Here is a 19,186-nt window from a genome sequence, read left to right as displayed (position 1 = left end):
CAAACAAAGGAAGCGGCAAGGCGATCCCGAAGCCGCTCCATTTACCCTGGTACCAAGGAGATGCTATGCAACACACGATGAAAAAGCTGGCAGGCGCGACGTTCGTCGCCGTCATGTCGCTTGCGGGGACGGCCCATGCGGACGACGTGAAGATCGGTTACGCAGGGCCGATGACGGGCGCCCAGGCGCACTACGGCAAGGATATGCAGAACGGGATCGCGCTCGCGCTGGAAGACTTCAACGCGACGAACCCGAAGATCGGCGGCAAGGCGGTGAAGTTCGTGCTCGAGACGCAGGACGACCAGGCTGACCCGCGCACCGGCACGACGGTTGCGCAGAAGCTCGTCGACGACGGCATCAAGGGCATGCTCGGCCACTTCAACTCGGGCACGACGATTCCCGCTTCGCGTATCTACGCAAACGCCGGCATTCCGGAAATCGCGATGGCGACGGCGCCGGAATACACGCAGCAGGGTTACAAGACGACCTTCCGCATGATGACGTCCGACACGCAGCAGGGCTCGGTGGCGGGCACCTTCGCGGCGAAGGATCTCGGCATGAAGAAGATCGCGATCGTCGACGACCGCACGGCCTACGGCCAGGGTCTCGCCGACCAGTTCGAGAAGGCCGCGAAGGCCGGCGGCGCGACGATCGTCGACCGTGAATTCACGAACGACAAGGCCGTCGACTTCAAGGCGATCCTGACGAAGCTGAAGGCGGCGAAGCCGGACCTCGTCTACTACGGCGGCGCGGATTCGCAGGCAGCGCCGATGGTCAAGCAGATGAAGACGCTCGGCATCACCGCACCGCTGATGAGCGGCGAAATGGTGAAGACGCCGACGTTCCTGAAGATCGCGGGCAACGCGGCCGACGGCACGATCGCATCGCTGGCAGGCCTCCCGCTCGAGGAAATGCCGGGCGGCAAGGGCTACGCCGACAAGTACAAGAAGCGCTTCGGCGAAGACGTGCAGACGTACTCGCCGTACGCGTACGACGGCGCGATGGCAATGCTCAACGCGATGAAGAAGGCCGACTCGACCGATCCGGCGAAGTACCTGCCGGTGCTCGCGAAGACCGACATGGCCGGCGTCACGTCGTCGCACGTCGCGTACGACGCGAAGGGTGACCTGAAGAACGGCGGCATCACGATGTACAAGGTCGAGAAGGGCGAGTGGAAGCCGCTGAAGAGCATCGGCGGCAAGTAAGCATGGCGTGAGTCGCCGGCGGCGTCGAAGGGCGCCGTGCCGGGCATCATGTGAAGAAGCCACCGGGCCGTCGGGTCCGGTGGCTTTTTCTTTGGCGTCGGCGGTCGGTTCGGCGCCCGTCAGGCCGCGTATGCGCGCTGCAGCAGCGCGGCGACGTCGAGCGCGTGCGGATCGAAGCCGCCCGCGATGCGGCCCCAGTCGGGCGCGGCAAGCCGCGTCGCAATGAACGCGTCGGCGACGGCAGCGGGCGCGTCGCGCCGCAGCAGGCAGGCCTGCGCGACGAGCGCGAGCCGCTGCGCGAACACGCGGGCCGACGCCTCGAGCGTATCGGCCGGTGCCGCGAGCCTCGCGCGCAGCGCATCGAGTGCCGCGCGGATGTGGGGCTCGCCCGCGCAGAGGTCGGTCAGCTCGGCGAAGAGCGCCGCGGCCGCGTCGGGTTCGCGCGACACCGCGCGCAGCACGTCGAGGCACATCACGTTGCCGGAGCCTTCCCAGATCGAGTTGACCGGCGCTTCGCGGAACAGCCGCGCGATCGGGCCGTCGTCGACGTAGCCGTTGCCGCCGAACACTTCCATCACCTCGCCGGTCAGCTCGACCGCGCGCTTGCAGACCCAGAATTTCGCGGCGGGCGTGACGATCCGCTTCCACGCGCGTTCGCGCGGCGAGTCGTCGCGCTCGAACGCGTCGGCGAGACGCATCGCGAGCGCGAGCGCGGCTTCGCTTTCGAGCGCGAGATCGGCGAGCACGGTGCGCATCAGCGGCTGCTCGGCGAGCGCGCGGCCGAACGCATGGCGCTGGCGCGTGTACGCGATCGCCTGCACGACGCCCTGGCGCAGCATCGCCGCGCTGCCGAGCACGCAGCTCAGCCGCGTGTACGTGGCCATCTCGATGATGGTCGGAATGCCGCGGCCTTCGTCGCCGAGCATGATGCCCCACGCGTCGTTCAACTCGATCTCGCTGCTCGAGTTGCTGCGGTTGCCGACCTTGTTCTTCAGCCGCTGGATCTCGACCGCGTTCTTCGTCCCGTCGGGCCGCCAGCGCGGCACGTAGAAGCACGACGGGCCGCCGGCCGCGGTGCGCGCGACGACCAGGTGCGCGTCGCACATCGGCGCGGAGAAGAACCACTTGTGGCCGCGCAGCCGGTATTCGCCGCCGCGTCCGCCCGCGCCGACGGCGCTCGCCAGCGTCGTGTTCGCACGCACGTCGGAGCCGCCCTGTTTCTCGGTCATGCCCATGCCGAACCAGATCGAGCGCTTGTCGGCGACCGGCACGTCGCGCGGATCGTAGTCGTCGCTGTACAACTTGTCGCGCAGCAGGTCCCACAGCGCGGGGTCCTTCTGCAGCACCGGGATCGCGGCCTGCGTCATCGTCGCCGGGCACAGCGTGCCGGCCTCGATCTGGCCGTGCAGGTAGAAGCCGGCCGCGGTCGCGGCCCAGCGGCCCGGGCGCGTATCGCGGAACGCGAGCGACACGAAGCCCTCGTTGCGGTACATGCCGAGCAGCGTGTGCCACGCCGGATGGAAGTCGACGCAGTCGATGCGCCGGCCGCGCCGGTCGAACGCGTTCAGTTCCGGCGGGTGGCGGTTTGCTTCGTCGGCGAGCCGCGCGGTGTCGGCGCTGCCGAGCCGCGCGCCGTACGCGTCGAGCTGCGGCACGGCCCAGCCGGCGCCCGCGCGGGCGAGTGCCTCGCGCAGCGCGACGTCGGTGGCGAAGAGGTTATAGTCGACCAGTTCGTCGAACTGGTTCGTGATGGCATGGGTCGATTCGGTCATCGGGCTGTCTCCGGTCTCGTGCTTCGCGGTCTGCCGGTCAAACGCGTTTCCGCTGAATTTCAGAGTAGCAAATATGCCGCCGCGACATGTTCAGGTTCCGGCGCCGCCCGGCCAGTCGGCGGCGCAACCCGCGCCCGCGTTGCGCCGCCGGCCGCGCCAGTCGCGCGCGCAGGCCACGTCCGAGGCGCTCCAGCAGGCCTTCGTTCAGCTTTTGCTCGAGCGCGGCTACGCGAAGGCGACGATCCGCGAGATCGCGGCCGTCGCGGGCGTGAGCGTCGGCACCTTCTACGAATACTTCGGCGACAAGCAGAGCCTCGCCGCGCTGTGCATCCACCGGCGCGTGCTGGCGCTGGCCGACCGGCTGCGCGAAGCGGCGCACGGGCTGCGCGGCGTGCCGCGCGCCGAGCTCGCGGCCGTGCTCGTCGACCTGCAGGTCGATGCGATCGCCGCCGACGCCGCGCCGTGGAGTGCGTTCTTCGCGCTGGAGCGGCAGGTGTCGCCGCTGTCCGCATACCGCCGCCATTACGACGCGTATGTCGCGCTGTGGCGCGACGCGCTTGCGCAGTGCAGCGATCCGCTGCCGGCAGCGAGGCTCGACGGGGTCGCGCGAATGGCGCATGCGGTCTGCTACGGCGGCGTGTCGCAGGCGCTGCTCACGCTCGGGCCGGCGCTGGACTTCGCCGCGTTGCGGGGCGAGTTGCAGGCCGTCCTGGGCGCCTATCTGGCCGCCGCGGGCGCGTGATGCGCGGCGTGGCCGTGCATTCGGGCGGCCAGCGCAAGCCCGTCGTGAGTGTGGGCAGGCCGTGGGAGGAGATGCCTGATGCGCATGCATTGCCGGGCACATGGCCTTGGCATTGAGCATTGCGCATAGCCGGTCATGAGAAAAATGCATGGCCGCCATGACGAACTTTCGGTTGTCCGCCCTTATTGGCTCGGGCTAAATCATGCGTCACGAACCGGGCCGCGTGCGTCGCGCGGGCCGGCGCGAAGGACAATTGAAGGAGGAGTCATGCGAAGCGCCACCACGCCCCGATCGAAACTGCCGGACGTCGGGACGACGATCTTCACGGTGATCGGCCAGCTCGCCGCGCAGCACGATGCGCTGAACCTGTCGCAGGGCGCGCCGAATTTCGCGCCCGATCCGGCGCTCGTCGAGAGCGTCGCGCGCGCGATGCGCGACGGCCACAACCAGTACGCGCCGATGGCCGGCGTCGTGTCGCTGCGCGAACGCCTCGCGGAGAAGACGGAGGTGCTGTACGGCACGCGCTACGACCCGGGCACGGAGATCACGGTGATCGCGAGCGCGAGCGAAGGGCTCTACGCGGCGATCAGCGCGCTCGTACATCCGGGCGACGAAGTGATCTATTTCGAGCCGTCGTTCGACAGTTATGCGCCGATCGTGCGGTTGCAGGGCGCGACGCCGGTCGCGATCAAGCTGTCGCCCGAGCATTTCCGCGTGAACTGGGACGAAGTGGCCGCGGCGATCACGCCGCGCACGCGAATGATCATCGTCAACACGCCGCACAACCCGACCGCGACGGTGTTCTCCGCCGACGATCTCGAACGGCTCGCGCAACTCACGCGCAATACCGACATCGTGGTCCTGTCGGACGAGGTCTACGAGCACGTGGTGTTCGACGGCGCGCAACATCAGAGCGTCGCGCGTCACCGTGAGCTCGCCGAGCGCAGCGTGATCGTGTCGTCGTTCGGCAAGTCGTTCCACGTGACGGGCTGGCGGGTCGGCCATTGCGTCGCGCCGGCCGAACTGATGGACGAGATCCGCAAGGTGCACCAATTCATGGTGTTCTCGGCCGATACGCCGATGCAGGTCGCGTTCGCGGAGATCCTCGCGCGGCCGGAAAGCTATCTCGGCCTGTCGGCGTTCTACCAGGCCAAGCGCGACCTGCTCGCGCGCGAGCTGGCCGGTTCGCGCTTCGAGCTGCTGCCGAGCGAAGGCTCGTTCTTCATGCTCGCGCGGTTCCGGCACTTCTCGGACGAACGCGACAGCGACTTCGTGCTGCGCCTGATCCGCGATGCGCGCGTCGCGACGATTCCGCTGTCGGCGTTCTATACCGACGGCACCGACGCCGGCGTGATCCGGCTCAGTTTCTCGAAAGACGACGCGACGCTGATCGAAGGCGCGCGGCGGTTGCGGTCGCTGTAAATCGCGGGCGCGGCCCGCACCCCAAGCAGGCGACGTGTACGTCGCACGGAAAGCCACCGACGGAACCGGAGCACGTGCGAACGCACGGCGCCGGCCGACAAGCCAGGAGATCACGATGAAGCATGCACACACACTCAAGCTCGCGTTCGCACTCGCGTGCGCGCTCGGTTCCGGCGCGGCGCTCGCCGACGGGCAAACGCTGCGTTTCGGCCTCGAGGCGCAATATCCGCCGTTCGAGTCGAAGGCGCCGAACGGCGACCTGCAGGGCTTCGACATCGACGTCGGCAACGCCGTCTGCCAGACCGCGAAGCTGTCGTGCAAGTGGGTCGAGACGTCGTTCGACGGGCTGATTCCCGCGCTGAAGGGCCGCAAGTTCGACGCGATCAATTCGGCGATGAACGCGACCGAGCAGCGGCGCCAGGCGATCGACTTCACGACGATCATCTACCGTGTGCCGACGCAGCTGATCGCGCGCACCGGCAGCGGCCTGCTGCCGACGCCGGAATCGCTGAAGGGCAAGCGCGTCGGCGTGTTGCAGGCATCGATCCAGGAAACCTACGCGAAGGCGCACTGGGAGCCGGCCGGCGTGTCGATCGTCGCGTACCAGGATCAGAACCAGGTGTATGCGGATCTCGTGGCGGGCCGTCTCGACGCGACACTGGTGCTCGCGCCGGCCGGTCAGCGCGGTTTCCTGTCGCGCCCGGACGGCAACGGTTTCGCGTTCGTCGGCCAGCCGGTGCGCGACGACCGGATTCTCGGCAGCGGGATCGCGTTCGGCCTGCGCAAGGGCGACGACGCGCTGAAGGCGAAACTCGATTCCGCGATCGACAAGCTGAAGGCGGACGGCACGGTGAAGTCGCTCGGCCAGAAATACTTCGGCGATATCGACATCTCCACCAAATAACGGACGCATACGATGCAGAGCCTGGATACGGGCGCGGAGACAGGCGGCCACGGTGCGACGGTGCAGGCGGACGACGCGCTCGAGGCGGCGCTCGTCGCCGGCCTGGGCGACTCGCTGGTCACGCGGGCGGCCGGGATCGATCCGCGCTACTTCACCGCGTACAACGAGCCGGCCGGTGTGCGGCCGCGCGCGCTGGTGCGGCCGCGCAGCGTCGACGACGTGTCGCGCACGCTCGCGCTGTGCACGCGGCTCGGGCAGCCGGTCGTGCCGCAGGGCGGTCTCACCGGGCTCGCCCGCGGCGCGGTCGCGCTGGGCGGCGAGATCGTGCTGTCGATGGAGCGTTTCGCGGGTGTCGAGGCAATCGACGCGGCGGCGGCCACGATGACGGTGCGCGCCGGGACGCCGCTGCAGACGGTGCAGGAAGCCGCGGACGCGGCGGGCTTCACGTTCGGCGTCGACCTCGGCGCACGCGGTTCGTGCCAGATCGGCGGCATGCTCGCGACCAACGCGGGCGGCACGCGCGCGATCCGCTATGGAATGATGCGCGAGCAGGTGCTCGGGCTCGAGGCCGTGCTCGCCGACGGCACCATCGTGTCGTCGATGAACCGGATGCTGAAGAACAACGCGGGCTACGACCTGAAGCAGCTGTTCATCGGCAGCGAAGGCACGCTCGGCATCATCACGCGCGCCGTGCTGCGGCTGCATCCGAAGCTCGCCGCGCCGGCCACCGCGCTCTGCCGCGTGCATGGCTACGACGCCGTCGTCGGGTTGTGGAACCGCCTGCGCGCACTGCCCGAGATCGTCAGTTTCGAAGCGATGTGGCCGGCCTTCTACGACCACGTCGCGGGCCACACGCCCGGCGTCGTCGCGCCGTTCGCAGGCGACGGCGGCTTCGCGGTGCTGATCGAGTGCGCGACGAGCGCGCCGGGCGGCGATGCGCGCCAGGCGCTGGAAACCGGCCTGGCGGATGCGATCGACGCGGGGCTCGTCGACGATGCGGCGCTCGCGACATCCGAGCGGCAGGCGCGCGACCTGTGGACGTTGCGCGAAGGCCTCGCGATCGATGCGCTGCCGCATCTGGTGAACTTCGACGTGAGCCTGCCGACGGGGGAGCTCGGCCTGTTCGCCTCGCGCTGCGAGGCGGCGTTGCGTGCGGTCTGGCCCGGCATCGTTTGCCTGTTCTTCGGCCACGTCGGCGACGGCAACGTGCATATCGGCGTATCGCTCACCGGCATGCGCGACGCGGACGCCGATGCGATCGATCGCTGTGTGTACGCGGTCGTTCGGGACATGGGCGGCTCGGTGTCGGCGGAGCACGGCATCGGGATGCTCAAGCGCGCCTATCTCGCGCACACGCGCAGCGAAGCGGAAATCGGCTTGATGCGGCGCCTGAAGGCCGCGCTCGATCCCGCCGGCGTGCTCAATCCCGGCAAGGTGCTTTGATCGGCACGCGCCGATGGCGGGCGCGTCAGCCGTCGACCCAGCGCAGTGCGCCGATCCTCAGGTGTTCGACGACGCTGCGCGCCCAGTCGAGTTCCGCGTTGAGCAGCACGAGCGCATGTTCGTTCTGCAACAGGAACAGGCGCGGCACCTGGTCGTTCTGCGCGGCGTTGCGCAGCGACTCGAGACGTTCGCGTTCGGCCTCGAGCGCGGCGATGCGGCGCTCGAGTTGCTGGCGCGCATCGTCGGCGTCGAGCAGCGGCAGGAATGCGAGACCGGCGCCGAATGCCGGAAACTCGCGCGCGGGCTCCGCGAGCAGCGCATGCAGCCACGCCTGCCCGGCCGTATGCCCGGCTTCGGTCAGCGTGTACAGCGTGCGTTCGGGAAACGCGCCGTCGCGCTCGGTGTCGTGCACGGCGATCAGCCCGTCGCGCACCAGCCGGTCGATCGTCTGGTAGAGGCTCGTGCGCTGTCGCACGTTGACGACTTCGTCATAGCCGCGCGCCTTCAACTGCTGGAGCATTCCGTACGGATGCATCGGCGTTTCGGTGAGCGTCGCGAGGACCGCGAGCGCAAGCGGAGACGGGCGGCTTGTTGCCATGAATAGTTCGATTATGTCTAGTAAGAATATAACTAGTATCGACTAGACTATCATATTCCACAAGCGTTTCAGCCGAGGTGTGAGCGCTTCGCGGCTGGCGCGACGGTTTCCATCGTCGTGAGACCGTGGACGATTCCGCAGTCCTCGACCGAATGTTCGCCGACGCACTGGCGGCGCAATTCGGTGAGCTGGTCGCGCAGATGCGTCAGTTCGGCGAGGCGCGCGTCGACGTGGCCGATGTGCTCGTCGAGCAGCGCGTTGACCGAATCGCACGGGTCGGCCGGCGTGTCGGTGAGCTGCAACAGCGCGCGGATTTCGTCGTGCGCCATGTCGAGCGCGCGGCAGTTGCGTATGAAGCGCAGCCGCTCGACGTGCACGTCGGTGTAGTTGCGGTAGTTCGCATCGGTGCGCTCGGCGTCCGGCATCAGCCCTTCCTTCTCGTAGAAGCGGATCGTTTCGGGCGTGCAGCGGGCCGCCTTGGCCAGTTCGCCGATCTTCATGGCTTTCTCCGTTGTAAGGGTTGACCTTGTAGTGGCTTCAGGGTGTTAACTCTACACCGTCAAGCCATAGAGGAGGTTGTCATGACCGACGCCCAGCGTACCCCCGACCCACGACACCGTCATGCAGGCGGCGCCGATGCGTGCTGCGCCGATGCTCGCGACACGCAGGCGGCGACCACTGCCGACGCGGCGCCGGCGGCCGGCGAGCACGCGCATGGCGACGCGGCGGCGCACCGCGCGCAGCCGCATGCATGCGGTCACGATCATGACCACGATCGCCCATCCGCGCACGGCACGGGGCACGACCACGGCACCCATGCCGACCATGCGCGCGACGACGGGCATGAGCATGGAGCGGCGTGCTCGCACGGCCACGCGGCGCACGATCATGCCGGTCACGACCACGACCACGACCACGACCACGACCACGACCACGCGGCCCGCGCATGCTGCGCGCCGGCCGCGCTATCGCTCGCGCCGCTGCCGGTCGCGCGGGCGACCGCGTCGGGTCACGTCCGCTCGGCGTTCCGCATCATGCAGATGGACTGCCCGACCGAAGAAACCCTGATTCGCAAGAAGCTCGGCGGAATGGAGCAGGTGTCCGCGCTCGAATTCAACCTGATGCAGCGGATGCTGACCGTCGAACACGTGCCCGGTGCGCAACCGGCGATCGAAAGCGCGATCCGCACGCTCGGGATGACGCCGGAGGCCGCGTCGGCCGACGCACCGGCAGCATCCGTCGCGCCGCCGCCCGCGAAGCCGTGGTGGCCGCTTGCGTTGGCCGCCGTCGCCGCGATCGCATCCGAGGCGGTGAGCTGGGCCGGTCTGCCGACGTGGCTGTCGGCGGTGCTGGCGCTCGCGGCGGTGCTCGCATGCGGGCTGACCACGTACAAGAAGGGCTGGATCGCGATCCGCAACGGCAACCTGAACATCAACGCGCTGATGAGCATCGCGGTGACGGGCGCGATGGCGATCGGCCAGTGGCCGGAAGCCGCGATGGTGATGGTGCTGTTCACGATCGCCGAGCTGATCGAGGCGAAGTCGCTCGACCGCGCGCGCAACGCGATCCAGGGCCTGATGCAGCTCGCGCCGGACACCGCGACCGTGCAGGACGCCGACGGCACGTGGCGCACGATCGAGGCCGCGCAGGTCGCGCTCGGCGCGATCGTGCGCGTGAAGCCGGGCGAGCGGATCGGGCTGGACGGCGAGGTCATCGCGGGCCGCTCGACGGTGAACCAGGCGCCGATCACCGGCGAGAGCCTGCCGGTCGACAAGACGGCAGGCGACGCGGTGTACGCGGGCACGATCAACGAAGCGGGTTCGTTCGACTATCGCGTGACGGCGGTTGCCGCCAACTCGACGCTCGCGCGGATCATCCACGCGGTCGAGGAAGCGCAGGGCGCGAAGGCGCCGACGCAGCGCTTCGTCGACCAGTTCGCGCGCGTCTATACGCCGATCGTGTTCGCGGTCGCGCTGCTGGTCGCGGTGGCGCCGCCGCTCGTCATGGGCGGCGCGTGGCACGACTGGATCTACCGCGCGCTGGTGCTGCTCGTGATCGCGTGCCCGTGCGCGCTGGTGATCTCGACGCCGGTGACGATCGTGTCGGGGCTCGCAGCCGCGGCACGGCGCGGGATTCTCGTGAAGGGTGGCGTCTATCTGGAAGAAGGCCGCAAGCTCGCGTGGCTCGCGCTCGACAAGACCGGCACGATCACGCACGGCAAGCCCGTGCAGACCGATTTCGACCTGCATGCGACGGACGTCGACGCGGCGCGCGTGCGTCACCTCGGCGCGAGCCTCGCGGCGCGCTCCGATCACCCGGTGTCGCAGGCGATCGCCGTCGCGGCCCGCGACACGCAGACGGCAGCGTTCGCCGATGTAGAGGACTTCGAAGCACTCGTCGGGCGCGGCGTGCGCGGCACGATCGACGGTGTGCGCTACTGGCTCGGCAACCACCGGCTCGTCGAGGAGCTCGAACGCTGCTCGCCGGCGCTGGAGGCGAAGCTCGACGCGCTCGAGCGGCAGGGCAAGAGCGTGGTGATGCTGGTCGACGACACGCGCGTGCTCGGCATCTTCGCGGTGGCCGACACGATCAAGGACACCAGCCGCGCGGCGATCGCCGACCTGCACGCGCTCGGCATCCGCACCGCGATGCTGACCGGCGACAACCCGCACACCGCGGAGGCGATCGCGCGGCAGGCCGGCATCGACGATGCGCGCGGCAACCAGTTGCCCGAGGACAAGCTCGCGGCGGTCGAGGAACTGTCGGCGGGCGGTGCGGGCGCGGTCGGCATGGTCGGCGACGGCATCAACGACGCACCGGCGCTCGCGCGTGCCGACATCGGCTTCGCGATGGGCGCGATGGGCACCGACACGGCGATCGAGACGGCCGATGTCGCGCTGATGGACGACGACCTGCGCAAGATCCCCGCGTTCGTGCGGCTGTCGCGCGCGACGCACCGCGTGCTGGTGCAGAACATCGGCTTCGCGCTCGGCGTGAAAATCGTGTTCCTGGGCCTCACGGTCGCGGGGCTCGGCACGATGTGGATGGCCGTGTTTGCCGATGCGGGCGCGAGCCTGATCGTCGTCGGCAACGGGCTGCGGCTGCTGTCGAAGACGAGCGTGTTCGACGGCGCGACGGCGAAGCGATGAGGAGCGGGCTGTGAGCTTTCTGAAACGGATCCTGCGCGGCCACGGAGGTGGTCACGGCGGAGGTGGCCACGGCAGCGGGCAGGGCGGCGGCCACGGTGGCGGCGGGCATCACGGCGGGCAGCAACGCGACGGTCACGGCGGCCACGATGCGCGCGGCCGCGACGGCTACGGCTGGGGCCGGCAGCCGTCGACCGACGCGCCGGGCGGCAACATGCCGCTGCGCCAGCTCGCGTGCGCGGGCTGCGGCGCCCTCAATGCGTCGGATGCGCGTTTCTGCGCGCAGTGCGGTGCCGCGCAACGCGGCAAGTCCTGCAGCCGCTGCCATTCTGCGCTGGCGGCCGACGCCCGGTTCTGTCCCGGGTGCGGGACACAGGCTGCGTAAGTTCGTCGGCCATCCGCGCCGGCGGCGTCTGAACGCCGGCCGGCGCGCTTCGTTTCAGGTGCAGGCACACCCGTCTTTCGATCAGCGCAGCGGCAGGTAGATCTCGGTGCGCAGGTCGGCCGGCGCCGCATTCATCGGCGTATTGAGGTACAGCTCGAACGGCGGCGCGTCGGCGGCTTCTCGGCCCGAGTGACGCAGCCAGTCGCCGTAGAGCCACTGGTAGGCCGTCTTCAGGTCCGCATACGGCCCCGTATGCAACAGCACCGCATATTCGCCGCCCGCCACTATCACGTGCTCCACCGGCGGCACGGGCTCGACGTCCGGCGCACCGTCGGCGGGCATGAAGCAGGCCTTCGCGCGCAACTGCGCTTCGGGCGTGGTGTCCGGATCGTCGTAAAAAATGCCGATCATCTTCGCGCCGGGGCCGATCAACCCGTGCTGCCCGACCCACGCGCCGATCCGCATGAACGCCTCGCTGACCTTCAAGTACGAACCGGTGTGCGCTATCGCATAGCCGTGCAGTTCAGGCAGCTGCCGGATTTCGACTTCATGCTTGAACATGTCTTCTTCTCCTCGCTGTAACGGATAGATGGGCCGGTGGCTGCCCGTGCGCCGGTGCTGCACCGGCGGCACGCCGTAAGCGTCGCGAAACACCCGCGTGAACGCGTGCGTCGAACCGTAGCCCGCGCGCCGTGCGATCTCGTCGATCGGCCGCGCCGTCAGCACGACCGACTCGCCATACAGTGCGTGATAGACGCGCTGCCAGTGATACGGCGACAGGCACGCGACTTCGGCAAGCCGGTTCAGGTCGAGCGGGCCGTCGAGGTGCGCGCGAATGTATTCGTGGACGCGCGCCACGCTGGCCGCGTAACGGATCCAGGCGAGCTGGTCGGGTTTCGTTTCGACGGTCATCGGCGTGTCCGGGCGGGAACCGACGTCACGGTAGCACGGGCCGAATTGATAAATCTTGCGGAAATGCGTAGGAGGCCGACAAATCCGGCCCCTTTTTATTATGACGAAATGGGGTCTTGCCCCCCTGCGATCTACGACTAAAGTTAAAGACGGTGAAATCGTATGATCGCGTCATTTTTCTCGGGTAAGTTGCTCGCACGGCAACGCACGGTTTTCGAAGTACGCAGGTAGTTCGTCGATGTTCAATCGCAACGCCACGTTTTTCGGGAGAAGAAGAAATGGATGCTTCCAGCTTCATCACGTCGCTGCAGACCACGCTAGGCGGATACCTGCCCAAGATCGCCGGCGCGATCGGCATCCTGGTGATCGGCTGGCTGATCGCCGTGGCGGTGCGTGCCGGCGCGCTCCGGCTGCTCAACGCGCTGAAGGTCGATCAGCGGATCAGCGAAAGCACCGGCCAGGGCGCGTACGTCGAGCGGATCATCGCCGGCGGCCTGTTCTGGCTCGTGCTGCTCGTCACCGCGGTGGGCATCTTCAACGTGCTCAACCTGTACGCGGTGTCCAATCCGTTCTCGCTGCTCGTCACGCACATCGTCAACTACCTGCCGAACCTGATCGGCGGCGCGGCGCTGACGCTGATCGCGTGGCTGATCGCATCGCTGCTGCGCAGCCTCGCGAACCGCGCGCTGAAGGCGAGCAAGGTCGACGACAAGCTGTCCGAAAGCGCAGGCATGCAGCCGATGAGCGGCTATCTCGGCGACGTGCTGTTCTGGCTCGTGATCCTGATGTTCCTGCCCGCGATTCTCGCGTCGTTCGCGCTGTCCGGCCTGCTGTCGCCGGTGCAGGGGATGGTCGACAAGCTGCTCGCGATCGTGCCGAACCTGTTCGCTGCCGCGGTGATCGGCATCGTCGGCTGGATCGTCGCGCGCGTGTTGCGCGGTCTCGTGACGAACCTGCTCGTCGCCGCCGGCGCCGATCGCCTGACGCAAAGCCTCGACAGCCCGACGCCGGTGCGCGTATCGAGCCTGGTCGGCACCATCGTCTACGTGTTCGTGTTCGTGCCGACGCTGATCTCCGCGCTCGACGCGCTGAAGATCGACGCGATCTCGATTCCGGCCACCAACATGCTGAACCAGTTCCTCGGCGCGGTGCCGGACATCGTCGCGGCGATCGTGATCGTGCTCGTCACGTTCTACTTCGCGCGCTTCGTCGCATCGCTCGCGCAGAAGCTGCTGGAAGCCGCCGGCGTCGACGGGCTGCCGGCCGTGCTCGGCGTCGAGCGCGTGTTCTCGGGGATCCTGCAGCCGTCGGTGCTGGTCGCGCGGCTGATCGTGTTCTTCGCGATGCTGTTCGCGTCGGTCGAGGCCGCGAACCGGCTCGGCTTCACGCAGGTGCGCGACGTCGTCACGCTGTTCATCGAATTCGGCGGCCACGTACTGATGGGCGGCGTGATCCTCGTGATCGGCGTGTGGCTCGCGGGCCTCGCGCGCCGCGTGATCGAGCAGGCGGACCGCGAGCACAGCGTGCTGTTCGCGCGCATCGCGCAATTCGCGATCCTCGGCCTGGTATTCGCGATGGGGCTGCGTGCGATGGGCATCGCCAACGAGATCGTGCAGCTCGCGTTCGGCCTCGTGCTCGGCGCGATCGCGGTGGCGGTCGCGCTGTCGTTCGGGCTCGGCGGCCGCGAAGCGGCCGGCAAGCTGCTCGATCGCTGGTTCAACCAGCGCGGCGGCGGGCAGTAAGCCTGCCGCGTGCCCGTCCGGCCGCTTCGCGCGGCCGGCGGTGGTGCCCGCAGGGGGCGGTCGGGCGTGCGCGCCCGGCACATCGATGCGCGTCGCATGGCCGGCCGGGCCGGCATTTCCGTCAGCGAAACGTCAGCCGTCATCTTTGCCGAATTTCGATAACACGTCGTTTAATGACTCTCTAGCATCGATTCTCAGTCGCGCAGGCCGTCAGGCCCGGCGCATTTGAGGAGAGAATCCGATGAAAGCAGAGTCGAATGGCCGGCCCGCCGCCGGCGCCAAGTCGTCCGGCCAGCACGCGCTGCAGCAGACGCTCGGGACCTGGCAACTGTGGGGCATCGCGGTCGGCCTCGTGATTTCAGGCGAATACTTCGGCTGGAGCTACGGCTGGGCGAGTGCGGGCACGCTGGGCTTCGTCGTCACCGCGTTGTTCGTCGCGGCGATGTACACCACCTTCATCTTCAGCTTCACCGAACTGACGACGTCGATCCCGCACGCGGGCGGCCCGTTCGCGTATGCGCGCCGCGCGTTCGGCCCGGCGGGCGGCTATCTCGCCGGCGCGGCGACGCTCGTCGAGTTCGTGTTCGCGCCGCCCGCGATCGCGCTCGCGATCGGCGCGTACCTGCACGTGCAGTTCCCGGGGCTCGAACCGAAACACGCGGCGATGGGCGCGTATCTCGTGTTCATGGCGCTGAACATCGTCGGCGTGCAGATTGCCGCGACGTTCGAGCTGGTCGTCACGCTGTTCGCGATCTTCGAACTGCTGGTGTTCATGGGCGTCGTGTCGCCGGGCTTCGCGTGGAGCAATTTCATGAAGGGCGGCTGGTCGGGCGCCGATCATTTCAGCGTCGGCGCATTCCACGGCATGTTCGCGGCGATCCCGTTCGCGATCTGGTTCTTCCTCGCGATCGAAGGCGTCGCGATGGCCGCCGAGGAGGCGAAGAACCCGAAGCGCTCGATCCCGATCGCATACGTGGCCGGCATCCTGACGCTCGTCACGCTGGCCATCGGCGTGATGGTGTTCGCCGGCGGCGCGGGCGACTGGACCAAGCTCGCGAACATCAACGACCCGCTGCCGCAGGCGATGAAATACATCGTCGGCGCGAACAGCGGCTGGATGCACATGCTCGTGTGGCTTGGGCTGTTCGGGCTGGTCGCGTCGTTCCACGGGATCATCCTCGGCTATTCGCGCCAGATCTTCGCGCTGGCCCGCGAAGGCTACCTGCCGGAGTGGCTCGGCAAGGTGCATCCGCGCTTCAAGACCCCGCATCGCGCGATCCTCGCGGGCGGCGTGGTCGGCATTGCCGCGATCTACAGCGACGAGCTGATCCAGTTCGGCGGCCAGACGCTCACCGCGAACATCGTGACGATGTCGGTGTTCGGCGCGATCGTGATGTATATCGTAAGCATGGCGGCGCTGTTCAAGCTGCGCCGTTCGCAGCCGAACATGGCGCGGCCGTTCCGCGCGCCGCTGTACCCGTTCTTCCCGGCATTCGCGATCGTTGCGGCCCTGATTTGCCTCGCGACGATGGTGTATTTCAACGGGCTGGTGGCGATGGTGTTCGTCGCGTTCCTCGCGCTCGGCTACGCGTACTTCCTCGCGACCCGTTCGCAGCGTGCGAGCGCGCCGGCCGACGTGCTGCTGGAGGAATGAGGATGGTGGACCCGAACGGCCGTTGGTGACGGCATCCGGCGCGCCCCGTCGAACGGGCGCGCCGTCGGCGTTATGCAAGGCAAGGACTGGCAAGGAGATTCGAACGATGTCCTACACGGAGACGATCGGCCCGCGCACGTACCGCTTCGCGGACCTGAAGACGCTGCTCGCGAAGGCGAGCCCGCTGCGTTCCGGCGACCAGCTCGCCGGCGTCGCGGCGGCGAGCGAGGAGGAGCGCGTCGCCGCGAAGATCGCGCTCGCGGGCGTGCCGCTGAAGGCGTTCCTGAATGAAGCGGTGATTCCGTATGAAGACGACGAGGTCACGCGCCTGATCGTCGACGATCACGACGCTGCCGCGTTCGCGGAAATCTCTCACCTCACCGTCGGCGACTTCCGCAACTGGCTGCTGTCGCCCGCGGCCGACGGCGCCGCGCTCGAACGGATCGCGCCGGGCCTCACGCCCGAGATGGTCGCGGCGGTGTCGAAGCTGATGCGCAACCAGGACCTGATCGCGGCCGCGCGCAAGCGCCGCGTCGTCACGCGCTTTCGCAACACGGTCGGGCTGCCCGGCCGGATGTCGGTGCGGCTGCAGCCGAATCATCCGACCGACGACGTGAAGGGCATCGCCGCGTCGATGCTCGACGGGCTGATGTACGGCTGCGGCGACGCGATGATCGGCATCAACCCGGCGACCGACAGCCTCGCGGCGATCGTGAAGCTGCTCGCGATGATCGACGGGTTCCGCGAGCGCTACGGCGTGCCGACGCAGTCGTGCGTGCTCACCCACGTGACCAATACGATCGCGGCGATCGAGAAGGGCGCGCCGGTCGACCTGGTGTTCCAGTCGATCGCGGGCACCGAGAAGGCGAACGCGAGCTTCGGGATCTCGCTCGCGCTGCTCGGCGAGGCGCACGAGGCCGCGTTGTCGCTGAAGCGCGGCACCGTCGGCAACAACCTGATGTATTTCGAGACGGGCCAGGGCAGCGCGCTGTCGGCGAACGCGCACTTCGGCGTCGACCAGCAGACCTGCGAGGTGCGTGCCTATGCGGTCGCGCGCAAGTTCGATCCGTTCCTCGTGAACACGGTGGTCGGCTTCATCGGGCCCGAATACCTGTACGACGGCAAGCAGATCATCCGCGCGGGGCTCGAGGATCACTTCTGCGGCAAGCTGCTCGGCGTGCCGATGGGCTGCGACATCTGCTACACGAATCACGCGGAAGCCGATCAGGACGACATGGACACGCTGCTGACGCTGCTGGGCGCGGCCGGCATCAACTTCATCATGGGGATTCCCGGCGCGGACGACGTGATGCTGAACTACCAGAGCACGTCGTTTCACGACCAGCTCTACGTGCGCGAGGTGCTCGGCCTGCGCCGCGCGCCCGAGTTCGAGGAATGGCTGGAGACGATGGAGATCGCCGACGCGCGCGGCGCGCTGCGCGCCGCGAACGCGCGCGTGCCGCTGCTCGCGGGCGCGAATGACTGGATGGGGATTTCGGCATGAGCGACGCCGTCGAAAAGAATCCGTGGGCGCAGCTGAAGGCGTTCACGAACGCGCGGATCGCGCTCGGCCGCGCGGGCAGCAGCCTGCCGACCGCGCCGCTGCTCGCGTTCAACCTGTCGCACGCGCAGGCGCGCGACGCCGTGCATCAGCCGCTCGACGCGGACGCGCTGCGCCGCCAGATCGACGCGGCCGGCTTCGCGACGCTCGGCGTGCAGAGCGCGGCGCCGGACCGCCAGCATTACCTGCGCCGGCCCGATCTCGGCCGCAAGCTGTCCGACGGCGGACGCGCGCTGCTGGCCGGCTACGGCGCGGCGCTCGACGATGCGCCGGACGTCGTGTTCGTGGTGGGCGACGGGCTGTCGGCGTTCGCGGCCGCGAAGCAGGCGCTGCCGTTGCTGCAGGCGGTGCGGCCGCGGCTCGACGCGGACGGCTGGCGGGTCGGCCCGGTGGTGGTCGCGACGCAGGCGCGCGTCGCGCTCGGCGACGAGATCGGCGAACTGCTGCGCGCGCAGGTCGTCGCGATGTTGATCGGCGAACGGCCGGGGCTCAGCTCGCCGGACAGCCTCGGTGTGTACCTCACGTGGGCGCCGAAGGTCGGCTGTCACGACGCGCTGCGCAACTGCATCTCGAACGTGCGGCCCGAAGGGCTGCCGCATGCCGCCGCCGCGCACAAGCTGCATTACCTGATGACGCATGCGCGCAGGCTCAAGCTGACGGGCGTCGGCCTGAAGGACGACAGCGATTCGTTGTTGCCGCAGGCGGAAGCGGAGCGGATCGGCGCGGCGTGACGGGGCCGACCGTCTATCGGAACAGCCGCTCGCACAGGAAGTCGACGAACACGCGCAGCTTCGGCGACAGTTGCCGGCTCGACGGCCACACGATCGAGAACTGCCCCGGCGCGATCCGGTAGTCGTCGAGCACGGTGACGAGCGCGCCCGTGTCCAGCGCGTCGCGCGCGAGGAAGTCGGGCATGTAGCCGATGCCGAGCCCCGCCATTACCGCGCCGCGCAGCGCTTCCATGTTGTTGCAGGTCATCGCGGTGCGCAGCTTCAGCGGCGTGCCGTCGTCGGCGGCAAGCGCCCAGTCCTGCAGCTTGCCGGTGGTCGGGAAACAGTAGCGCACGCAATCGTGGGTTTCGAGATCGTGCGGCGCCCGCGGCGTGCCGGCCAGCGCGAGATACGCGGGCGTCGCGCACAGCACGAACGCGAACGGGCCGAGCCGCCGCGACATCAGGCTCGAATCCGACAGCGGGCCGCTGCGGATCACCGCGTCGAAGCCGCCTTCGACGACATCGACCATCCGGTCGTTGAAATCCAGATCGAGCTCGACGTCCGGATAGCGCAACCTGAATTCGGGCAGCACCGGCAGCAGGAACCGGTAGCCGATCACCGGCAGGCTCACGCGCAGCTTGCCGCGCGGGCGCTGCGCGGAGGCCGTCACGGTCGCCTCCGCATCACGAAAATCCTCGAGGATCCGCTGGCAGCGTTCGTAGAAATGGCGCCCTTCGTCGGTCAGCGTGACGCGCCGCGTCGTGCGGTTGAACAGGCGCACGCCGAGCGACTGCTCGAGCCGCGCGATCGTCTTGCCGACGGCGGAGGCCGAGATGCCGAGCGCGCGGCCGGCCGCGACGAAGCTGAGCGCTTCGGCGGTGCGGACGAAGGCGGCGATGCCGTTCAGGTTTTCCATCGACGTAGACGGGCGAGCGGGGCGCGAAGCGTTGAATTGAAGAATTTTAGTCCGTTATATGCGGAGCTTCG

At 68.5% G+C, this 19,186-nt stretch carries 16 protein-coding genes; 11 read left to right on the top strand and 5 right to left on the bottom strand.

From position 1 onward, the window contains the following. Positions 1–65: 65 nt before the first annotated feature. Entirely contained in the window at positions 66–1,205 is a 1,140-nt protein-coding gene (locus tag BTE28158_RS18500) for a branched-chain amino acid ABC transporter substrate-binding protein (RefSeq protein WP_124902785.1), read from the top strand. A 119-nt stretch (positions 1,206–1,324) separates the two neighbouring features. Here the strand turns inward: BTE28158_RS18500 and BTE28158_RS18495 are convergent, their stop codons facing one another. Beyond that, positions 1,325–2,977 (bottom strand): acyl-CoA dehydrogenase family protein, encoded by a 1,653-nt coding sequence (locus BTE28158_RS18495; protein ID WP_174920006.1) that lies wholly within the window; start codon positions 2,975–2,977, stop codon positions 1,325–1,327. A 73-nt stretch (positions 2,978–3,050) separates the two neighbouring features. On the opposite strand from BTE28158_RS18495, the gene BTE28158_RS18490 reads away from it, so the two are divergent. The 4 genes from BTE28158_RS18490 to BTE28158_RS18475 all read left to right on the top strand — a co-directional run bounded on the left by BTE28158_RS18490 (position 3,051) and on the right by BTE28158_RS18475 (position 7,488). After that, positions 3,051–3,719 carry a TetR/AcrR family transcriptional regulator gene (locus BTE28158_RS18490; RefSeq protein WP_174920004.1) on the top strand — a complete coding sequence of 223 codons (669 nt, stop codon included), beginning with the start codon at positions 3,051–3,053 and terminating at the stop codon, positions 3,717–3,719. Positions 3,720–3,986: 267 nt separating this feature from the next. Beyond that, on the top strand, positions 3,987–5,141 hold the full coding sequence (locus tag BTE28158_RS18485) for a pyridoxal phosphate-dependent aminotransferase (protein ID WP_151051979.1): 1,155 nt from the start codon (positions 3,987–3,989) through the stop codon (positions 5,139–5,141). Positions 5,142–5,256: 115 nt separating this feature from the next. Then, positions 5,257–6,045: an ABC transporter substrate-binding protein gene (locus BTE28158_RS18480; protein ID WP_124627925.1), complete on the top strand. Its 789-nt coding sequence runs from the start codon at positions 5,257–5,259 to the stop codon at positions 6,043–6,045. 12 nt (positions 6,046–6,057) lie between these two features. After that, the gene (locus tag BTE28158_RS18475; RefSeq protein ID WP_151051977.1) at positions 6,058–7,488 is read left to right on the top strand and encodes an FAD-binding oxidoreductase; all 1,431 of its coding nucleotides are present in this window, start codon (positions 6,058–6,060) and stop codon (positions 7,486–7,488) included. 25 nt (positions 7,489–7,513) lie between these two features. On the opposite strand, the gene BTE28158_RS18470 is transcribed toward BTE28158_RS18475, so the two are convergent. Further along, the gene (locus tag BTE28158_RS18470; protein WP_151051975.1) at positions 7,514–8,086 is read right to left on the bottom strand and encodes a PadR family transcriptional regulator; all 573 of its coding nucleotides are present in this window, start codon (positions 8,084–8,086) and stop codon (positions 7,514–7,516) included. A gap of 68 nt (positions 8,087–8,154) precedes the next feature. Beyond that, entirely contained in the window at positions 8,155–8,586 is a 432-nt protein-coding gene (gene cadR, locus BTE28158_RS18465) for a Cd(II)/Pb(II)-responsive transcriptional regulator (RefSeq protein WP_059602032.1), read from the bottom strand. 81 nt (positions 8,587–8,667) lie between these two features. On the opposite strand from cadR, the gene BTE28158_RS18460 reads away from it, so the two are divergent. Together BTE28158_RS18460 and BTE28158_RS18455 are read left to right on the top strand one after the other, a co-directional pair. Then, positions 8,668–11,235, top strand: coding sequence for a heavy metal translocating P-type ATPase (locus BTE28158_RS18460; protein ID WP_151051973.1), 2,568 nt, complete (start codon positions 8,668–8,670; stop codon positions 11,233–11,235). Positions 11,236–11,245: 10 nt separating this feature from the next. Continuing rightward, positions 11,246–11,617, top strand: coding sequence for a zinc ribbon domain-containing protein (locus BTE28158_RS18455; RefSeq protein ID WP_174920002.1), 372 nt, complete (start codon positions 11,246–11,248; stop codon positions 11,615–11,617). Positions 11,618–11,698: 81 nt separating this feature from the next. Here BTE28158_RS18455 and BTE28158_RS18450 read toward each other — a convergent pair whose 3' ends face one another. Continuing rightward, positions 11,699–12,529: an AraC family transcriptional regulator gene (locus tag BTE28158_RS18450; RefSeq protein ID WP_151052210.1), complete on the bottom strand. Its 831-nt coding sequence runs from the start codon at positions 12,527–12,529 to the stop codon at positions 11,699–11,701. 278 nt (positions 12,530–12,807) lie between these two features. On the opposite strand from BTE28158_RS18450, the gene BTE28158_RS18445 reads away from it, so the two are divergent. The 4 genes from BTE28158_RS18445 (at position 12,808) to eutC (ending at position 18,217) form a co-directional block, all read left to right on the top strand. Further along, complete coding sequence (locus tag BTE28158_RS18445) at positions 12,808–14,271, top strand: mechanosensitive ion channel (protein WP_151052212.1); 1,464 nt, start codon at positions 12,808–12,810, stop codon at positions 14,269–14,271. Positions 14,272–14,512: 241 nt separating this feature from the next. After that, entirely contained in the window at positions 14,513–15,925 is a 1,413-nt protein-coding gene (gene eat, locus BTE28158_RS18440; RefSeq protein ID WP_151052214.1) for an ethanolamine permease, read from the top strand. Between the two features lie 106 nt (positions 15,926–16,031). Beyond that, on the top strand, positions 16,032–17,429 hold the full coding sequence (locus tag BTE28158_RS18435; RefSeq protein WP_124627941.1) for an ethanolamine ammonia-lyase subunit EutB: 1,398 nt from the start codon (positions 16,032–16,034) through the stop codon (positions 17,427–17,429). Next, positions 17,426–18,217, top strand: a complete 792-nt coding sequence (gene eutC, locus BTE28158_RS18430; RefSeq protein ID WP_059602012.1) for an ethanolamine ammonia-lyase subunit EutC — start codon at positions 17,426–17,428, stop codon at positions 18,215–18,217. Before BTE28158_RS18435 ends, eutC begins: the two co-directional genes overlap by 4 nt. A 13-nt stretch (positions 18,218–18,230) precedes the next feature. Here the strand turns inward: eutC and BTE28158_RS18425 are convergent, their stop codons facing one another. Further along, complete coding sequence (locus tag BTE28158_RS18425; RefSeq protein WP_151052679.1) at positions 18,231–19,115, bottom strand: LysR family transcriptional regulator; 885 nt, start codon at positions 19,113–19,115, stop codon at positions 18,231–18,233. Positions 19,116–19,186: the final 71 nt, after the last annotated feature.

This window comes from Burkholderia diffusa (genome assembly GCF_902499115.1).
Classification (GTDB): Bacteria; Pseudomonadota; Gammaproteobacteria; order Burkholderiales; family Burkholderiaceae; genus Burkholderia; species Burkholderia diffusa.
Note: the sequence above shows the minus strand (reverse complement) of the source record. Positions and strands in the feature narration are given on the sequence as shown.